The sequence below is a fragment of the Nocardia sp. NPDC050406 genome (assembly GCF_044459025.1).
Taxonomy (GTDB): Bacteria; Actinomycetota; Actinomycetes; order Mycobacteriales; family Mycobacteriaceae; genus Nocardia.
The window spans coordinates 2742062-2757378 of the sequence record NZ_JBITIM010000001.1 but is presented as its reverse complement, the minus strand read 5'-3'; the positions used below and the strand labels follow the sequence as shown (position 1 = coordinate 2757378).

At 69.7% G+C, this 15317-nt stretch carries 12 protein-coding genes; 8 read left to right on the top strand and 4 right to left on the bottom strand.

The features are described 5' to 3' along the window. Window positions 1-59: 59 nt before the first annotated feature. Together ACIBH2_RS12935 and ACIBH2_RS12930 are read left to right on the top strand one after the other, a co-directional pair. Window positions 60-1394 carry a putative glycoside hydrolase gene (locus tag ACIBH2_RS12935; RefSeq protein WP_397116503.1) on the top strand — a complete coding sequence of 445 codons (1335 nt, stop codon included), beginning with the start codon at window positions 60-62 and terminating at the stop codon, window positions 1392-1394. A gap of 141 nt (window positions 1395-1535) precedes the next feature. Further along, on the top strand, window positions 1536-1820 hold the full coding sequence (locus ACIBH2_RS12930) for a hypothetical protein (RefSeq protein ID WP_397116501.1): 285 nt from the start codon (window positions 1536-1538) through the stop codon (window positions 1818-1820). On the opposite strand, the gene ACIBH2_RS12925 is transcribed toward ACIBH2_RS12930, so the two are convergent. Both ACIBH2_RS12925 and ACIBH2_RS12920 read right to left on the bottom strand, forming a co-directional pair. Continuing rightward, the gene (locus tag ACIBH2_RS12925; protein ID WP_397116499.1) at window positions 1817-3163 is read right to left on the bottom strand and encodes a DUF5933 domain-containing protein; all 1347 of its coding nucleotides are present in this window, start codon (window positions 3161-3163) and stop codon (window positions 1817-1819) included. The genes ACIBH2_RS12930 and ACIBH2_RS12925 overlap by 4 nt on opposite strands. Window positions 3164-3254: 91 nt before the next feature. Next, window positions 3255-4820 (bottom strand): adenylate/guanylate cyclase domain-containing protein, encoded by a 1566-nt coding sequence (locus ACIBH2_RS12920; protein WP_397116497.1) that lies wholly within the window; start codon window positions 4818-4820, stop codon window positions 3255-3257. A 98-nt stretch (window positions 4821-4918) separates the two neighbouring features. Here ACIBH2_RS12920 and ACIBH2_RS12915 point away from each other — a divergent pair, with 98 nt between their 5' ends. Next, window positions 4919-5935 (top strand): LLM class flavin-dependent oxidoreductase, encoded by a 1017-nt coding sequence (locus ACIBH2_RS12915; RefSeq protein WP_397116495.1) that lies wholly within the window; start codon window positions 4919-4921, stop codon window positions 5933-5935. Here ACIBH2_RS12915 and ACIBH2_RS12910 read toward each other — a convergent pair. Continuing rightward, window positions 5923-6693, bottom strand: coding sequence for an SDR family NAD(P)-dependent oxidoreductase (locus tag ACIBH2_RS12910; protein WP_397116493.1), 771 nt, complete (start codon window positions 6691-6693; stop codon window positions 5923-5925). The genes ACIBH2_RS12915 and ACIBH2_RS12910 overlap by 13 nt on opposite strands. A gap of 107 nt (window positions 6694-6800) precedes the next feature. On the opposite strand from ACIBH2_RS12910, the gene hrpB reads away from it, so the two are divergent. After that, entirely contained in the window at window positions 6801-9302 is a 2502-nt protein-coding gene (hrpB, locus tag ACIBH2_RS12905) for an ATP-dependent helicase HrpB (protein ID WP_397116490.1), read from the top strand. Between the two features lie 427 nt (window positions 9303-9729). Then, window positions 9730-10935 (top strand): esterase/lipase family protein, encoded by a 1206-nt coding sequence (locus ACIBH2_RS12900; protein WP_397116488.1) that lies wholly within the window; start codon window positions 9730-9732, stop codon window positions 10933-10935. Window positions 10936-11144: 209 nt separating this feature from the next. Here the strand turns inward: ACIBH2_RS12900 and ACIBH2_RS12895 are convergent, their stop codons facing one another. After that, the gene (locus ACIBH2_RS12895; RefSeq protein WP_397116486.1) at window positions 11145-12623 is read right to left on the bottom strand and encodes an FAD-dependent monooxygenase; all 1479 of its coding nucleotides are present in this window, start codon (window positions 12621-12623) and stop codon (window positions 11145-11147) included. 92 nt (window positions 12624-12715) lie between these two features. Between ACIBH2_RS12895 and ACIBH2_RS12890 the strand changes: the two genes are divergently transcribed. The 3 genes from ACIBH2_RS12890 (at window position 12716) to ACIBH2_RS12880 (ending at window position 15316) form a co-directional block, all read left to right on the top strand. Beyond that, the gene (locus ACIBH2_RS12890; protein ID WP_397116484.1) at window positions 12716-13360 is read left to right on the top strand and encodes a TetR/AcrR family transcriptional regulator C-terminal domain-containing protein; all 645 of its coding nucleotides are present in this window, start codon (window positions 12716-12718) and stop codon (window positions 13358-13360) included. Between the two features lie 97 nt (window positions 13361-13457). Continuing rightward, a complete protein-coding gene (locus ACIBH2_RS12885; protein ID WP_397116482.1) occupies window positions 13458-14414 on the top strand; it encodes an alpha/beta hydrolase in 957 nt (318 codons plus the stop codon). 2 nt (window positions 14415-14416) lie between these two features. After that, on the top strand, window positions 14417-15316 hold the full coding sequence (locus ACIBH2_RS12880; RefSeq protein ID WP_397116480.1) for an SDR family NAD(P)-dependent oxidoreductase: 900 nt from the start codon (window positions 14417-14419) through the stop codon (window positions 15314-15316). Window position 15317: the final 1 nt, after the last annotated feature.

The window sequence follows — 15317 nt, the reverse complement described above, 5'->3', positions numbered from 1 at the left end:
GGCGCGAGACGGCGGGCGGGGGTGGATAGTCGGGGTATTCGGGAGAAGTGGAGTGTGCGTTGTTGAAGCGGGGTCCGCGCTCGGGGCGGGTGCGTGTGCTGGTGGCGGCGGTGGTGGCGATAGTGGTCGCCGCGGTGCTGGTCGGTTTTCTACGGTCCGGATCCGACGACCCCGAGCCGGTGGCGTCGTCGCGACCGCTCACACTCGAACTGGCCGCGCTGGACAAGGTGAACTCCTATCGCGACCGAGTCACCTTGCGCGGCACGGTGACCGGCGCGCAGACGCTCACCGTCGACGGCAAGCCGATCGAGATCGGCGCGGACGGCGCCTTCGTCCACGAGCTGGCGCACGTCCCCGCGGGCGCGGTCGTCATGGCGACCGACAAGGCCGGGAACTCCGTGGTCCGGGTGGTCTCCGCGTCGGTCGAGCAGCCGCGTATCAAGGCGGTGCACGTCACCGCGCACGCGTGGTCGCACGACGGATTACGCGAAGCCGTCCTGGATTTGGCGCGGCAGGGGCGGATCAATACCGTCCAGCTCGATATCAAGGACGAGGACGGCGTGGTCGGCTACGTCTCCCAGGTGCCCTATGCCCGCGAGTCCGGCGCGGCGAGCCCCATCTACGACGCCCCGGCGGCGCTGAAGACGCTGCACGACATGGGATTACGCGTGGTCGGCCGGATCGTGGCCTTCCGTGACCCGACGCTGGCGCAGTGGGCCTGGCACACCGGCCGACCGCATTGGGTGGCTCAAAGTCCGGGCGGGCAGCCGTATTCCAGCGGCTACGGGGCCATCGCGTTCACCAATTTCGCCGAACCCGAGGTGCGCCGCTACAACATCGATCTCGCCACCGAGGCCGCGCGGCTGGGCTTCGACGAGGTCATGTACGACTACGTGCGCCGCCCCGACGGCCCGCTCTCGCAGATGTCCTTCGCCGGACTGAAGGTCGATCCGAGCGTCTCCATCGCCGAATTCCTGCGGGAGAGCCGAGGTCCCGTCCGCGACGCCGGGGCGGGGCAGAGCGCCGCGGTCTTCGGTATCGCCTCCACGCGTCCCGACCAGATCGCGCAGGACATTCCGCTCATCGCCCCGCACGTGGACTACGTTGCGCCCATGCTCTATCCCTCGCACTGGAATTCGGGCGAGTACGGTGTCGCGAATCCCAATGGCCAGCCCTACGACATCACCTTCCGTTCACTGGCGGACTTCCACCGCCAGGTCGCGGGCACCGGCGCGAAAGTCATTCCGTGGCTCCAGGATTTCAGCCTCGGGGTGAACTACGGCGATGCCGAGGTGCGGGCGCAGATCGACGCCGCCAGGGATCAGGGCATCGACAGCTTCTTCCTCTGGAACGCCGCGTCGCGCTATCACGGCGGTGCCATCGACCCGAGTTGATCTTGGTGTGCGCGAAGGATTCTCGCGTCACAAAACAGACATAAAGTGCAATCCTCGCTGGGGTTATGCACGTTGGCTATGAAGGTGTACCCTGATCGCGGCCCTGAATCGACAGCCCGTTCGGAAATGGGGACAACCTTCGTGCCACCCACATCGGCGTACGGCTGGGGTAGCGGCGTCATCGACCAGCTCTCCAGCCCGCCTTCCTCGAATACCTATATGGACCCGGAGACCGCGCCGGAGGTCATCGTCACCTACCAGCAGCTGGACTGGGCGATCATCGCTGTCGCCTGCGCCGCGGTGGTCGCGCTCTCGGTCTTCCTGATGGTGGTCGTGAGCAATGCCGAGTTCGACGACGCGCCACCGATCGCGCCGCCCACCTCGGACACCTGCCAGCCGTTCTGCTCCGGAGTCTCGGGCACCTAGGTCCGCGCCGGGCTCGAAACCGCCTCGGCCGCAGCCGGTCCCCCCGCGAACCAGGTGGTGTAGAACATCGTCGCCAGCGCGGTGAAGGTGCCGAGAATCGCGATTCCGAACACGACCGGATAGGTCGCCATCGGGATGGCGAGGAACCGGATGCTCAGCAGGACGCCCGCGAAGGTGGCGATACCGAAGGCCACCAGGCGAATTCGCCGACCGTCCCACCCGCGCTCCGGATCGCGCAGCGCCGACTCCACGGTGAGGCACAGGGCCGCGCCCGCCACCAGGTCGATGCCGTAGTGCGCGCCCAGCCCGAGCGTGGCGAGCAGCGTGCACACCAGCCAGAAGGCGCCGCCCCAGCGCAGCCACAGCGGCCCGCGCCGGGAGTGGATGAACAGCGACAGTGCCCACGCGGTGTGCAGCGACGGCATGCAGTTGCGCGGCGTGATGCCGTCGAAGGGCATGGCGGTCACCGAATCGGGCACGGGGGGAACGACATTCGGCCAGACATCGGCGAGTTCGTAACCGTGGCCCCAGGGTCCGAACGCGAGAATCGGTCCCACCACCGGAAAGACGATGTACCAGAGCGGCCCGATCAGGCCCAGCGCCAGGAAGGTGCGCACCAGATAGTGCCGCGGCCATTCGCCGAGGGTGACATTGCGCAACTGCCAGGCGGCCACCACGATCGCCGCCACCGGAAGTTCGAAGTACACCCAGCGCACCACCGCCAGCGGCACCGGCCCGGCCGCCTCCAGCGCGTGCCCGACCACCCACGCCGGATTGCCCAGCGCCCGATCGGCCACCTGCACATAGGGATCCAGCACCATGGGCGTGGCCCAGGCCGTGACATCGAGCCAGATCTCGCCGACCTTGGTGGCGAGAATCAGCAGTGCGCCCAGGGCGATGGCGCGCAGGGCGGTACGACGGCGCTCCCCGGCCCATCGGGTGGCGGCGATGACGGCCAGTGCGGTCAGCACGATGGTCGGGCCGTTGCCGACCGTGAACGCCTTGCCCTCCAGCGCTCGAATCCCGACGAAGACGATGTCGATGCCCACCGCCGCCGCGAGCGCGTTGATCCTGATCCGGTTCGTCACGCCGACCAGCGCGAGCAGGAATCCGGCCCACGGCGTGGTGGCGGATTTGGGCCGACCGAAGAAGTCCCAGGACAGGCTGGTCAGCGGGCCGAGCGCGTGGATGTGCGCGGCCATGAGCTGTCCGGCCACGAGTACCGCCACCGCGCCCGCGAGGGCGGTCCAGACCAGCCACGGCCGAAACCGACGTGCCTCGAGCCCCTCGACACCGTCACGCTCGGCGGGGTCCCATCTCCCTCGCACGTCGTCCACAAGCATTCGGACATCGTAAACACCATATGAACCCGCTCGTACCGGTAGATGAACCGCCGCCGCTCACGGCCCTGAGATGGTCGTGCGGTAGGGAGCGCTACGCCCGCGCCGGGCGGGCCAGCCGGGTCTGGAGTACGCGCCCGCGCAGCGTCACCGTCTCACCGAGATCCCACCGCTTGCTCTCGTCCGGATCGGCGTCGGCCACCGCGCTCGCCGACGCCAGCACCCGGCCGTCCTCGTGTTTGGCGAGTTCGCACAGGCGCGCGGCCTCGTTCACCGGATCGCCGATCACGGTGAACTCGTAGCGCCGGTGCGCACCCACGTTCCCGGCCACCACGCGTCCGGCCGCGACGCCGATGGCGGCATCGAATTCCATTGTGGAGTCCCGCAATCGGGACCGGATGGCGCGCGCGGCCGCGAGCGCGCAGCCGGTGGCGTCGAGCAGCGGCGCGGGGGTGCCGAAGATGGCGAGGGCGGCATCGCCCTCGAATTTGTTGACCAGTCCGCCGTAGGCCTCCACCTCGTCGACCACGATCCCGAAGAACTCGTTGAGAATGGTGACGATCTCATTGGCCGGACGGGTCGCCGCGAGGGTCGTGGAGCCGATCACATCGATGAACAGCGCTGCCGCGTGCGTCTCCTCACCGCCGAGTTCGGGGCGGCGGGCCAGTGCCGCGGCTGCCACATCGTGGCCGACGTGGCGGCCGAAGAGGTCCCGAATCCGTTCGCGTTCGCGCAATCCCGCGACCATGTGGTTGAAACCGCTCTGCAATTCACCCAATTCGGTGCCGTCGTACACGGTGACCGCCACCTCGAGATCGCCGTCCTCCACGCGGCGCATGGCATTGCGCACCCCGCGAATGGGCGCGACCGTCGCGGCGAGGGTCTGTGCCATGAGCAGCAGGCCGAAGATCAGGGTCGCGCCGCCCAGCGACAGCACGCAGACCGCGAGCCGATCGGTGCTCACGTCCACCCCCGACAGCGCCAGCACCGCGATGATCATGAGCAGCGCCACCGGGGTCGCGGAGCCGAGCAGCCACACCACCAGCGAGCGCCCGAAGACGCCCAGCCCGCGCCGCCGCCTGCGACGCGCGTCCAGCACCCGCGCGGTCACCAACCGCAGCGCGAACTCCGCGATGAGATAGCTGTTGGCGCACACCACGATCGCGCTGAAACCCACCCCGAGCACGATCTTGGGGATGAACGCGGGATCGACCAGGCCGTACAGCGGCGTGAGCACCACGACTCCGCCGAACCAGAGCAGGGCCTGCTGCACCACCAGGCGGCGCGGGACGCGGGCCGAGGCGACCTGCTCCGCCTCGGTGGGAATGCGATCGGGATCGATCGCCCACCGCAGCGTGCGCAGCGCCCATACCGTGCCCCAGGCCCATCCGGCCGCCAACGCGATGCCGATGTACACCGGCACCGCGACGAAATTCAGCAGCACCAGCTCCCGCGTGAAGACCGACGGACCGGGCAGCACCAGGCCGATGAGCAGGGCGGCGACGGCGATGCCGGTCAGATTCGCGAACAGCAGCGGAATGGTCAACAGCAGCTGCACCCGCACGCGGCGCGATATCGCGCCCTCGTCGGCGGGTCCGAGCAGCCGCGACCCCCAGGGGGCCGCGCCGAGTGCGGCGGGGGTCACCTCGCTGTCGACCATGGGTGCAGCCTAGGCGGGACGGCCGGTCGCGTCCGCGCGCGACCCAGCGGAACGAACCTGGCGTGGAATCACCATGGCCGCGCGGCGTTGGCATGGGTATGACCACGGCAGCGCACGCGATACCGTTCTCGATCCTGGATCGTTCCCGTACCCGGCAGGGCCAGTCGCATCCCGAGGCCCTGCGCGAGACGGTGGAATTCGCCCGGCTGGCCGAGCAGTGGGGATACCACCGCTTCTGGGTGTCCGAGCACCACAGCGTGCCCGGCGTGGCCGGATCCGCGCCGACCGTGCTGGCCGCCGCGGCCGCCGCCGCCACCGAGCGCATTCGGGTGGGCACCGGCGGGGTCATGCTGCCCAATCACCAGCCGCTGGTGGTGGCCGAACAGTTCGGCACCCTGGAATCGCTGTTTCCCGGTCGCATCGATATGGGCCTGGGCCGCTCGGTGGGATTCACCGACGGGGTGCGCCGCGCGCTCGGCCACGGCAAGGGCGACGCCGAGGACTTCGATGCCCAATTGAGCGAGCTGCTGGACTATTTCGACAGCGGGCGCAACGGCGTGCACGCCTGGCCGACCGAGGGGTTGCGTATTCCGGCCTTCCTGTTGGCCGTCGGTTCGGGAGCCGAGCGCGCGGCCCGCTTCGGCCTGCCCCTGGTCATTGTCGCGGCCGCCGGTGAGGACGCCATGGTGGCGGCGATCGAGCAGTACCGCAGGGACTTTCGCCCGGGGCCGTGGGGCGAGCCGTATGTCGTCGTCGCCACCTCCGTGGTCGTCGCCGACACCGTCGAGCAGGCCCATCGGCTACTGCTGCCCGAGGCGTGGTCGGCCGCGTACTCGCGCACGCACGGCGAATTCCCGCCGCTGCTGGCACCGGACCAGATCGACCGGATCGCGATGACCGATCGCCAGCGCCGCATAGTCGACGAATCCCTGCGCGGCCACATCCACGGGCCGGAGCAGACGGTCACCGCCGAACTGGACCGCCTCGTCACCCGCACCGCCGCCGACGAGATCCTGGTCCACACCAGCACGTACGACCGCACCGCACGGCTGGAATCACATCGGCGGCTGGCCGCCGCGCTGGGCTTGACCTCGGCGCTCGCCTACGCGCCGTAGCCGCCGTCCACATCCAGCTTCTGGCCGCTGATGAAATCGGCGCGGTCGGAGGCGAGGAAGCAGACCGCCTCGGCGATGTCCTCGGCATCGCCGAAGGTGCGCAGTGGAATGTTCGCGCGGGTGATATCCAGTGCGGCCCCGTCCAATTCGCCGCTGCGAATGAGCCGATCGGCCATACCGTCGGTGGTCATGCCCGGGCCGACGCAGTTGGCGCGAATGCCGAAGCGGCCCTCCTCGGCGGCGATGGCGCGGACGACGGCCTCCACGGCGGCCTTCGGGGTGCTCGACAGTCCGTCGCGAATGGGGAAGCGGGTGGTCGCGGCGGTGGTGATGGCGACGATATTGCCGCGGCTCTCGCGCAGATGCGGCAGGGCGGCGTGCACGGCGTTGAAGAAGCCGGTGGTGTCGCCGAGGAGTTGGCGTTGGAAATCGGCGGGCGCGATCCGGCTCATGTGCACCATCGGGACATGTGGCCCGGCCGCGTAGACGAGGGTGTGGATCGCGCCGAACTCGGCGACCACCTGATGCACCACCTCGGCGGTCCGCTCGGCGTCGGTGAGGTCGAGCTGCCAGGTCTTGGCGGTCCGACCGGCGCGCTGGGCGACCCACAGCAGCGGCGCGAGGGCGCTCTCTGCGCTGCGATAGGTCATGGCCACGTCGCTGCCGCGTTCGAGCAGCATGCGGGTGGTCGCCTGACCCAGACCGCCGCTCGCGCCGAGTACCAGTGCCGCACCGGAGCGGTGACCGAAATCGTCCATCTCCTCTCTATACCCATTCGCCACGTACCAAGCAACTGCTTGGTGTAGCAGGTGGGACGAATCCCTGCGCGATACCCGGCGCGGCGGAACCGGCACACTGAGGGGCGATGAACCCGCCCGAACTGCCCGATCTTCCCGTCCGTCCGGCCCTCGCCGAGATCGTCGACACGCTGGCCGCGCGGAGCGCGGCCGTCTTGGTCGCGCCGCCGGGAACGGGAAAGACCACCCTGGTGCCGCTGGCCCTGGCGGCCGCTACCACGGGACGCGTTCTGGTCGCCGAGCCGAGGCGCTTGGCGGCGCGGGCGGCGGCCGCGCGCATGGCGGCGCTGCTGGGGGAGCGAGTCGGCGAGACCGTCGGGTACTCGGTGCGCGGTGACCGCCGGGTGGGCTCGCGCACCCGGATCGAGGTGGTGACCTCCGGGCTGCTGGTGCGCCGACTGCAGAACGACCCCGAACTCGCCGGTGTGGACGTGGTGGTGCTCGACGAATGCCACGAACGCCACCTCGACGCCGATCTGCTGTTGGCGCTGCTGCTCGACGCCCGCGCGGGCCTGCGCCCGGATCTGCGGGTCCTCGCCACCTCGGCGACCGTCGCCGCCGATCGACTCGCCACGCTGCTGGGCGAATCCGACACTGCCGCACCGGTTCTCGAAGTCCACGGCCGAACCTTCCCGGTGGAGCTGTCGTACCTGCCGCCGCTGAAGGACGAGCGGATCGAGGCGCACGTCGCGCGGGCGACTCGGACCGCGCTGGCCGAAACCGACGGCGACATACTGGTTTTCCTGCCCGGCGCGGCGGAGATCCGGCGCACCACCGAGCGCCTCTCGGGCCTGAGCGAGGTGGATATCGTGCCGCTGCACGGCCGGTTGTCGGCCGCCCACCAGGACACCGCGCTGCGTCCGGGTGCCCGGCGTCGCGTCGTATTGTCCACCGCCGTAGCCGAATCCAGCCTGACCGTGCCCGGTGTGCGTGCGGTGGTGGACTCAGGTCTGGCGCGGGTGCCCCGCGTCGATCACCGGCGCGGACTGTCGGGCTTGGCGACGGTGCGCGTCTCCGCCGCCGTGGCGCAGCAGCGGGCCGGGCGTGCCGGTCGCGAGGCTCCCGGTCGCACCTGGCGTTGCTGGCCCGAGTACGAACACGCGACCCTGCCCGCGTATCCCGAACCGGAGATCCGTACCGCCGACCTCACCCGCCTGGCTCTCGAGCTCGCGGTCTGGGGTACCGCGGACGGTGAGGCGCTGTCCTGGTGGGACGCACCGCCTTCCGGCGCGCTCGCCGCGGGCCGGGACGTGCTGCGCGCCCTCGGCGCGATCGACGCCGACGACACCGTCACCGAGCGCGGTCAGCGCATGGCCGCCCTCGGCCTGCATCCCCGGCTGGCCCGTGCCCTCGTCGACGGTGCTCCCGTCGTGGGCGCGCGCACCGCCGCCGAGGTGGTCGCCCTGCTCGACGACGATTCGCTCGCGCCCACCACCGATCTGGTCGCCGCGCTGCGCATCCTGCGCCGCGACCGCCCCGCCCGCTGGCAACGCGAGGCCGACCGCCTCGCCCGGCTGGTCGAGGGCGCACCCGCATCGTCCACCGCGACGGCGCGAAGCGACAGCGCCTCGGGCGTCGTGGACGACCCCGCTTATGTTGTCGCGCTGGCACATCCGGAGCGTGTGGCGCGTCGCCGGGCGGCGGGGTCGGCAAGTTACCTGATGGCGGGCGGAACCGGGGTCGGCCTGCCGCCGGGTTCGGGTTTGGGCGATGCGCAGTGGTTGGCGGTGGCGGTCGCCGGTCGGGATCCGGGCCGTTCGGAGGGCCGAATTCGCCTGGCGGCCAGTGCCGATGAGGAGTTGGCACGTCGCGCCGCCCCGAATCTGCTCGTCACCGCCGACGAGGTGGACTGGTCCGACGGCGACGTTGTGGCTCGGCGCGTGACCCGATTGGGCGCGATCACGTTGTCGGAGCAGCCTTTACGCGATCCGGATCGTGCGCTGCTGGCGGCCGCCCTGCGGCGCGGACTGGCCGAGACCGGACTCGGGATACTGCGCTGGAGCGCCGAGGCCCGCGCGCTGCGGCAGCGCCTGGACTTCCTGCACCGAACCTTGGGCGCGCCGTGGCCCGCGGTCGACGACGAGGCGCTGCTGGGCGCGGTCGATCTCTGGCTCGGCCTCGAACTCGCCACCGCGCGTCGCCGCGCCGATCTGGAACGGGTCGATGCCGGTCCTGCCCTGCGACGACTGCTGCCGTGGCCTGACGCGGCCCGCCTGGACGAACTCGCGCCCGAACGCCTGGAAGTGCCCTCCGGCAGTGCGATTCGGCTCGACTACGCGGCCGACCCGCCCGTGCTCGCGGTCAAGGTGCAGGAGGTCTTCGGCTGGACCGAGACGCCGCGCCTGGCCGACGGTCGCGCCCCGGTGCTGCTGCATCTGCTCTCACCCGCCCAGCGCCCGGTGGCCGTCACCGGTGACCTGGCCTCGTTCTGGCACAACGGCTGGCCGCAGGTCCGCGCCGATCTGCGTGGCCGCTACCCCAAGCACGCCTGGCCCGAGGACCCGGCCACCGTGCCCGCGCACCGCGGCACCGCCCGCCGCGCGAAAGAGGCTGTGCGCAAAGGAGAGTAACCCTCGCCTCGGCTGTGACTTGTCATGACGATGTCGGCGCGGGCGACCGCGCGCCGACATTTCTTACTAGGGTGCCTGCGAGCGCGGCGTCGGTTATGCGCGGTCGACGCCGCGCTCGATATCTCGGAATGCGGCGGTCGCGCATCGGCGGCAATACCGAATTCGATTTCCCGCACGCGTTCGCGCGTATTCGCGTATTCGATCCGCTTTCACCCCGCATCGCACCATGATTCGTCGCGCCCACCGCCGACGCCACTGGTCGGCGGCCCTCTGGATTGTTCACTGACGGCTGGCGAAGCCATCGTGAAGTGGACCAGAAATGCCGTCGAATTCTGGGCGGCGCAACGGGATCGACTTAGCGTGAGCGCAGTTTCGAGCCCGGGTCGGGGGCATGGGAACGGGTGAATCGTTTGTCGAAAGGTTGTGCATGAAACGCGATATCCGTCGTAGGACAGTACGAGCGGCGGTCATGACCGGGGTTTCGCTTCTGGCCCTCGGATTCATCGGCGTCGGCGCGGACGCCGCCCCCGAAACCGCGCCCACCGAACAGCAATTGGCCGATTACATCGCCGAAGGCCGCAAACAAGCGCCCATTGCCGACAGCGGCAGCGCGGGCAGCGGCTCGGCGTGCACCTCCGGCAGCGGCGCGGGCTCGGGCAACGGCTCCGGCGACTGCTACGGCGGCTCCGGGTCGAGCTCGGGCCTCTCGGGCGGATACGCCTCCGACACAGTCGGTTACGGCCCCGCGATGACCTCGTGGCTGGCCGCCTTCGGCTACGGCCTGGCCCATGGCGACGCCGCCCCGCCCGGCACCAACGACTGGAACTGCGAGCCGACGGCCGAGCATCCGCAGCCGGTGGTGCTGCTGCACGGCACCTGGATGAACGCCTACAACGGCTTCGCGTTCATGAGCCAGCCCATCAAGGACGCGGGCTACTGCGCCTTCACCTTCAACTACGGCCGTTCCAACCTGGTCCAGGGCGGCGGTCTGGGCTCGGTCCTGCCCGGCGTCATGGGCACCGGCTACATTCAGGATTCGGCGAAACAGTTGGCGCAGTTCGTGGATCGGGTGCTGGCCGCCACCGGCGCGGCGGAGGTCGATATCATCGCGCACTCCCAGGGCGGGTCGATGGCCAACTGGTACACCAAGTTCGAGGGCGGCGCGGACAAGGTCGACAATCTGGTGACCTACGGCGCGACGCACCACGGCACCACCCTGGTCGGCATCGGCGCACTGGGCCGGGCCATCAACAACTTCGGCATCGACATCCTCGGCCTCATCGAGATCTTCGTGGGCCACGCGGGCATCCAGCAGACGGTCGGCTCGGACTTCACCAACCGACTCAATGCCAACGGCGACACCGTCTCCGGGGTCGACTACACCGTGGTCGCGACCCGCTACGACGAGATCACCACCCCCGCCGACTCCACCTTCCTGACACCGGGTCCGGGCGCGACGGTCCAGAACATCCTGCTCCAGGACGGCTGCGAACAGGATCTCTCCGACCACCTGACCATGATGTACTCCCCGCGGGCCCTGTCGATCGCACTGCGCGCCCTCGACCCCGTCGGACATCCGCAACTCGACTGCACCTTCAATCCCTGGGTGATCGGCGGCGGCGGAAAGCTGTAGCGCCACACCATGAATCGTGTGCCCGGGCGGTCGGGTCAACCCCTACGCCCTATACGACCGACCGGGCACGCTTCCCGCCGCACCGTCGGCGCTGGACGGGCCCAGCCGAATATCCCCCGTCCACCGCGCCGACACTCCGGGTGCGGCGGACCCCGACCGGGCGGGCGGCCAGCGGGACATCTCCCGCCCGCCCGGTCGGCCCTGTCGTATCAGGCCGGTGCGCCCACCCACATCGTGAGGGCCTCGGCCAACCCCGCGGCGGTCGATTCCTCGGCCGCCCACGCGATATAGCCGTCCGGGCGAACGAGAACCGCTGCGGGAGCGGCGATCTCGCCTATTCCAGGGATCTCCCACCGCGGCGTACGGTTCGCGGCGCTGACGATATCGAGCCGGTCGTGCCAATTCTCCACGGCGGGAACGGCATTCCCGTCGAATACCAGCAGTACCGGGCGGCCCGCCCGCAGCAGTGTGTGAATGCGGGTCACCCCGTCGGCGGTGTCGATCTCCGCGTCGGGCACCCGCAGCCCCGCCACCGGATGGTCGCACTTGGTCTCGTAGCGAATATCGAGGGCGGTGATCATGAGTCCGAGCCGATGGCGCACCGCGTCCATACCGATCAGATCGCCCATGATGTCGCGCAGCGCGTCGGTGTGCGCGCCCGGCCGCATGATCGCCGTCTGGGCGCGGGTGTTGTGCAGTACCCGGGCGGCGACGGGGTGACGCTCGCTCTCGTAGGTGTCGAGCAGGTCGCCGGAAGCGTTGCCGCGCAGGGTGGCCGCGAGTTTCCAGCCGAGATTGACCGCATCCTGGATGCCCAGGTTCTGACCCTGCCCACCGGCCGGGTAGTGGATATGAGCGGCGTCCCCGGCCAGGAACACCCGACCGACCCGATAGCGATCGGCCTGCCGCGCGGCATCGCCGTAGTGGGTCACCCAGCGCGGGCTGTGCATCCCGAAATCGGTGCCCGCGAGCGCGACGAACTGCTCGCGGAAAGCCTCGAAGCTCAACTCGCTGCCGCGCTCGAGCACCAGGTCGTGGCGCTGCACCACCAGTCGGTACCAACCGGATTCGATCTGCACCGCCGAGAAGTCGCCCGGCCCGCCGCGCCGCGCGAAGAAGGGCTGCGGCGGCGGATCGGCCAATTCGACATCGGCGAGCATGCCGGTGGCGGTCGCCTCCGTCCCCGCGAAACCGATACCGGCCAGCTTGCGCACCGCGCTGCGGCCGCCGTCGCAGCCGACCAGGTAGGCCGCCCGAATGCGGCGCTGACGCGCCCCGCCGACCTCGACCTCGACGCCCGCCTCGTCCTGCCGGAACCCGGTGACCGGCGAATCCCACGCGATGACGGCACCCGAATCCGTTGCGTGCGCATCGAGTTCGCGCTCAATGACCGATTGGAGCACGGCCAGCATGTAGGGGTGGCGGGTCGGGAAATCGCTGAAATCGAGTGGGAGCCCGCCGAAGTGCCCGGCCTGCAGGATCCGTCCCCTCGGCAGCAGCCGCTCGAGCAGTCCGCGCTGTTCGAGAATCTCCATGGTGCGCGCGTGGATGCCACCGGCCCGCGATTCCCCCGTCCGTGCCGCGAGGGCGTCGAGTACCACCACCTCCACACCGGCGAGCCGCAATTCGGTGGCCAGCATCAGCCCGGTGGGTCCGGCACCGGCGATCACTACCTCGGTCGTTTCCATGATCGTCTCCTTAACAACGTTAAGTTACTTAATGCTGTTAAGGAGAACAGAACGTTGTTAAGCTGTCAACGGCTCGCACGAAGGAGGTGGCAATGCAGAAACTCGACGCCGAGGTGATCGCCGCGGCCGCGCTCGGCCTGCTCGACGAGGTCGGCCTCGACGGCCTGACCATGCGCAAGGTGGCGACGGCCCTCGACGTGCAGGCGCCCGCGCTGTACTGGCATGTCAAGAACAAGCGCGAACTGCTCGACGTCATGGCGCGCTCCGTCTTCGTCGCGGCCGTCGCCGATATCGAAGCGCCGCGCCAGGGCGAGGACTGGCAGGACTGGGTCGCGGATCTGGCCGGGCGACTGCGCCGGTCCATGCTGCGCTACCGCGATGGCGCGAAGGTGCTCGCGGGCACCTATGTCAGCGACGAGACCATGTGGCGCACCATCGAATTGACGCTGCGCACCCTGGAAGACGCGGGCTTCTCGCTCTCCTCGGCCAGTCGGGTCTTTCCCATCCTGCTGCACTACACCATCGGATTCGTCATCGAGGAGCAGTCGCGCACGGGGGAGGAGTACATCGGCGGCAATCCGTACGACCCGGACCGAGTCGTCGCGGAGATCGACGCCGATCGCTACCCGCGCACCGCCCACCTGGTCAACGCCGCCTTCATCGGCGATCCGGACGCGGAGTTCGAGTACGGTCTGCGCGTCATCCTCGCCGGAATTCTGGCCACCCGAACGGGCTGATCGAACAACAATCTGGAATGTGCCATTGACAACTGGCACATTCAACGATGATTCTTGAGACATGAGAGCAAGGTCAACGGCGACCTGTGCATCGGCGGTGGTACCCGCACAGGCCTCGCGACAAGCGCGGCTCGCGGCTACCGCCTCGGTGATCGGGCTGCGCCGGATCAATGGACTGTTGCCGCGCAACAGCGTGGGAATTCAGGCGGGACGCGGACTGATCGCGGGGGTGATGGCGGCCTTCGGGCCCACCCTGCCGGGCACCCGGGTGACGCCGGTGCGGTCGGGCGCGGTGCGCGGCGAATGGGTGCGCGCGGCCGGGGTCGCCCAGGGCGAGCGGGCCATCTACTACATCCACGGCAGCGGGTATGTGGTGTGTTCGGCGCGCACCCATCGCGGTCTGGCGTCGCGGCTGTCGAAGCTCACCGGGCTGCCGGTATTCCTGATCGACTACCGGCTCGCGCCCGAACATCGGTTCCCGGCGGCCGCCGAGGATGTCGAGGCCGGATACCGGTGGCTGCTCGACAATGGGTACCGGGCCGAGAATCTGGTCGTCGGCGGGGATTCCGCGGGCGGGCACCTGGCGCTGGATCTGTTGCTACAGAACGCGACTCGTGGTATCGCCCAGCCCGCCGGGGTGTTCATGTTCTCACCGCTCATGGACCTCACGCTGACGCTGGCGCAGCGACGCGACCGGGCACTGCCCGACCCCATGGCCCCAGCCCGGACGGGTCGCCGTCTGATCGAGCTCTATACCGAAGGGCAGCAGCCGGATTCGCCGCGCCTGCGGCTCACCATCGCCTCCGGCACCGTATTGCCGCCGCTGCTCGTCCAGGCGAGCGAGGGGGAGATGCTCGCCGATGACGCCCGGCATCTGCACGATATGGCCGTGGCGGCGGGCGGCCGCTGCGAACTCGAGCTGTGGCCCGGTCGCATTCACGTATTCCAGGCATTGCCGCTGTTGGTTCCCGAAGCGGTACCGGCGCTACGGCGCACGCGGGAGTTCATCGCGACCGCCCTCGCGGACGCGTCGCCACTGACGAAAGTGGGTTGACCATGGGTCTTCTCGACAGCGTGCTGCCGGTGTTCGGCAGCCGACGCACCCATGGCGCGCAGGCCGTGGTGACCGGGGCGGGCAGCGGTATCGGCCGCGCCTTCGCCCTCGAAATCGCCGCTCGCGGAGGGGAGGTGCTGTGCGCCGATATCGACAAGGATCGGGCCGATGAGACGGTCGCGCTGATCGAGCGCACCCACGGGCGCACCGCGCACGCCATGTTCTGCGACGTGTCGCGGCGCGAGGATGTGGAGACTCTCGCGGCGCAGGCCGAGCTGATCTTCGGCGGGCCGCCCACGTTGGTGATCAACAATGCCGGGGTCGGCATCGGCGGAAAACCGGTGGGGGATATCGGTTTCGCCGATTGGCAGTGGGCGCTGGGTATCAATCTGTGGGGCGTGGTGCACGGCTGCGAGATCTTCGCGCCGCGGCTGCGCGCGGCCGGGCGGGGCGGGATCATCAATGTCGCCTCCGCCGCCGGATTCGCGGCCGCGCCCGGTATGGCCGTCTACAACGTGTCCAAGGCCGGGGTCATGTCACTGTCGGAGACCCTCGCCGCGGAACTGTCCGGCAGCGGCGTGGCGGTGACCGTGCTGTGCCCCACCTTCGTCAAGACGAATGTGGTTCGCGACGGCCGAATCGGTTCGGCCTCTTCGCGTTTGGCGGACTCGCTCATGCGCTGGACCGGCTTCTCGCCCGAGCGGGTGGCCCGCACCACCCTCGATTCCCACGATCACGGCCGCCTCTATGTGCTGCCGCAGTTGGACGCGCACGCCGTCTGGCTGCTCAAGCGGCACTTCCCGGCCCTCTACGCCCATGGCCTCGGCGTGCTCAATCGCGTGCTCCCGCAGAGCGATTCGAGCCCCCAGACCACCCCGAGCATCGCACAGACAGGAGTCTGAC

Bases quoted from the DNA above. Each gene is read 5' to 3' on its own strand.
- ACIBH2_RS12880 (WP_397116480.1), top strand. From the start codon at position 14,417: ATGGGTCTTCTCGACAGCGTGCTGCCGGTGTTCGGCAGCCGACGCACC.
- ACIBH2_RS12900 (WP_397116488.1), top strand. From the start codon at position 9,730: ATGAAACGCGATATCCGTCGTAGGACAGTACGAGCGGCGGTCATGACC.
- ACIBH2_RS12895 (WP_397116486.1), bottom strand. From the start codon at position 12,623: ATGGAAACGACCGAGGTAGTGATCGCCGGTGCCGGACCCACCGGGCTG.
- ACIBH2_RS12925 (WP_397116499.1), bottom strand. From the start codon at position 3,163: ATGCTTGTGGACGACGTGCGAGGGAGATGGGACCCCGCCGAGCGTGAC.
- ACIBH2_RS12915 (WP_397116495.1), top strand. From the start codon at position 4,919: ATGACCACGGCAGCGCACGCGATACCGTTCTCGATCCTGGATCGTTCC.
- ACIBH2_RS12920 (WP_397116497.1), bottom strand. From the start codon at position 4,820: ATGGTCGACAGCGAGGTGACCCCCGCCGCACTCGGCGCGGCCCCCTGG.
- ACIBH2_RS12910 (WP_397116493.1), bottom strand. From the start codon at position 6,693: ATGGACGATTTCGGTCACCGCTCCGGTGCGGCACTGGTACTCGGCGCG.
- hrpB (WP_397116490.1), top strand. From the start codon at position 6,801: ATGAACCCGCCCGAACTGCCCGATCTTCCCGTCCGTCCGGCCCTCGCC.
- ACIBH2_RS12890 (WP_397116484.1), top strand. From the start codon at position 12,716: ATGCAGAAACTCGACGCCGAGGTGATCGCCGCGGCCGCGCTCGGCCTG.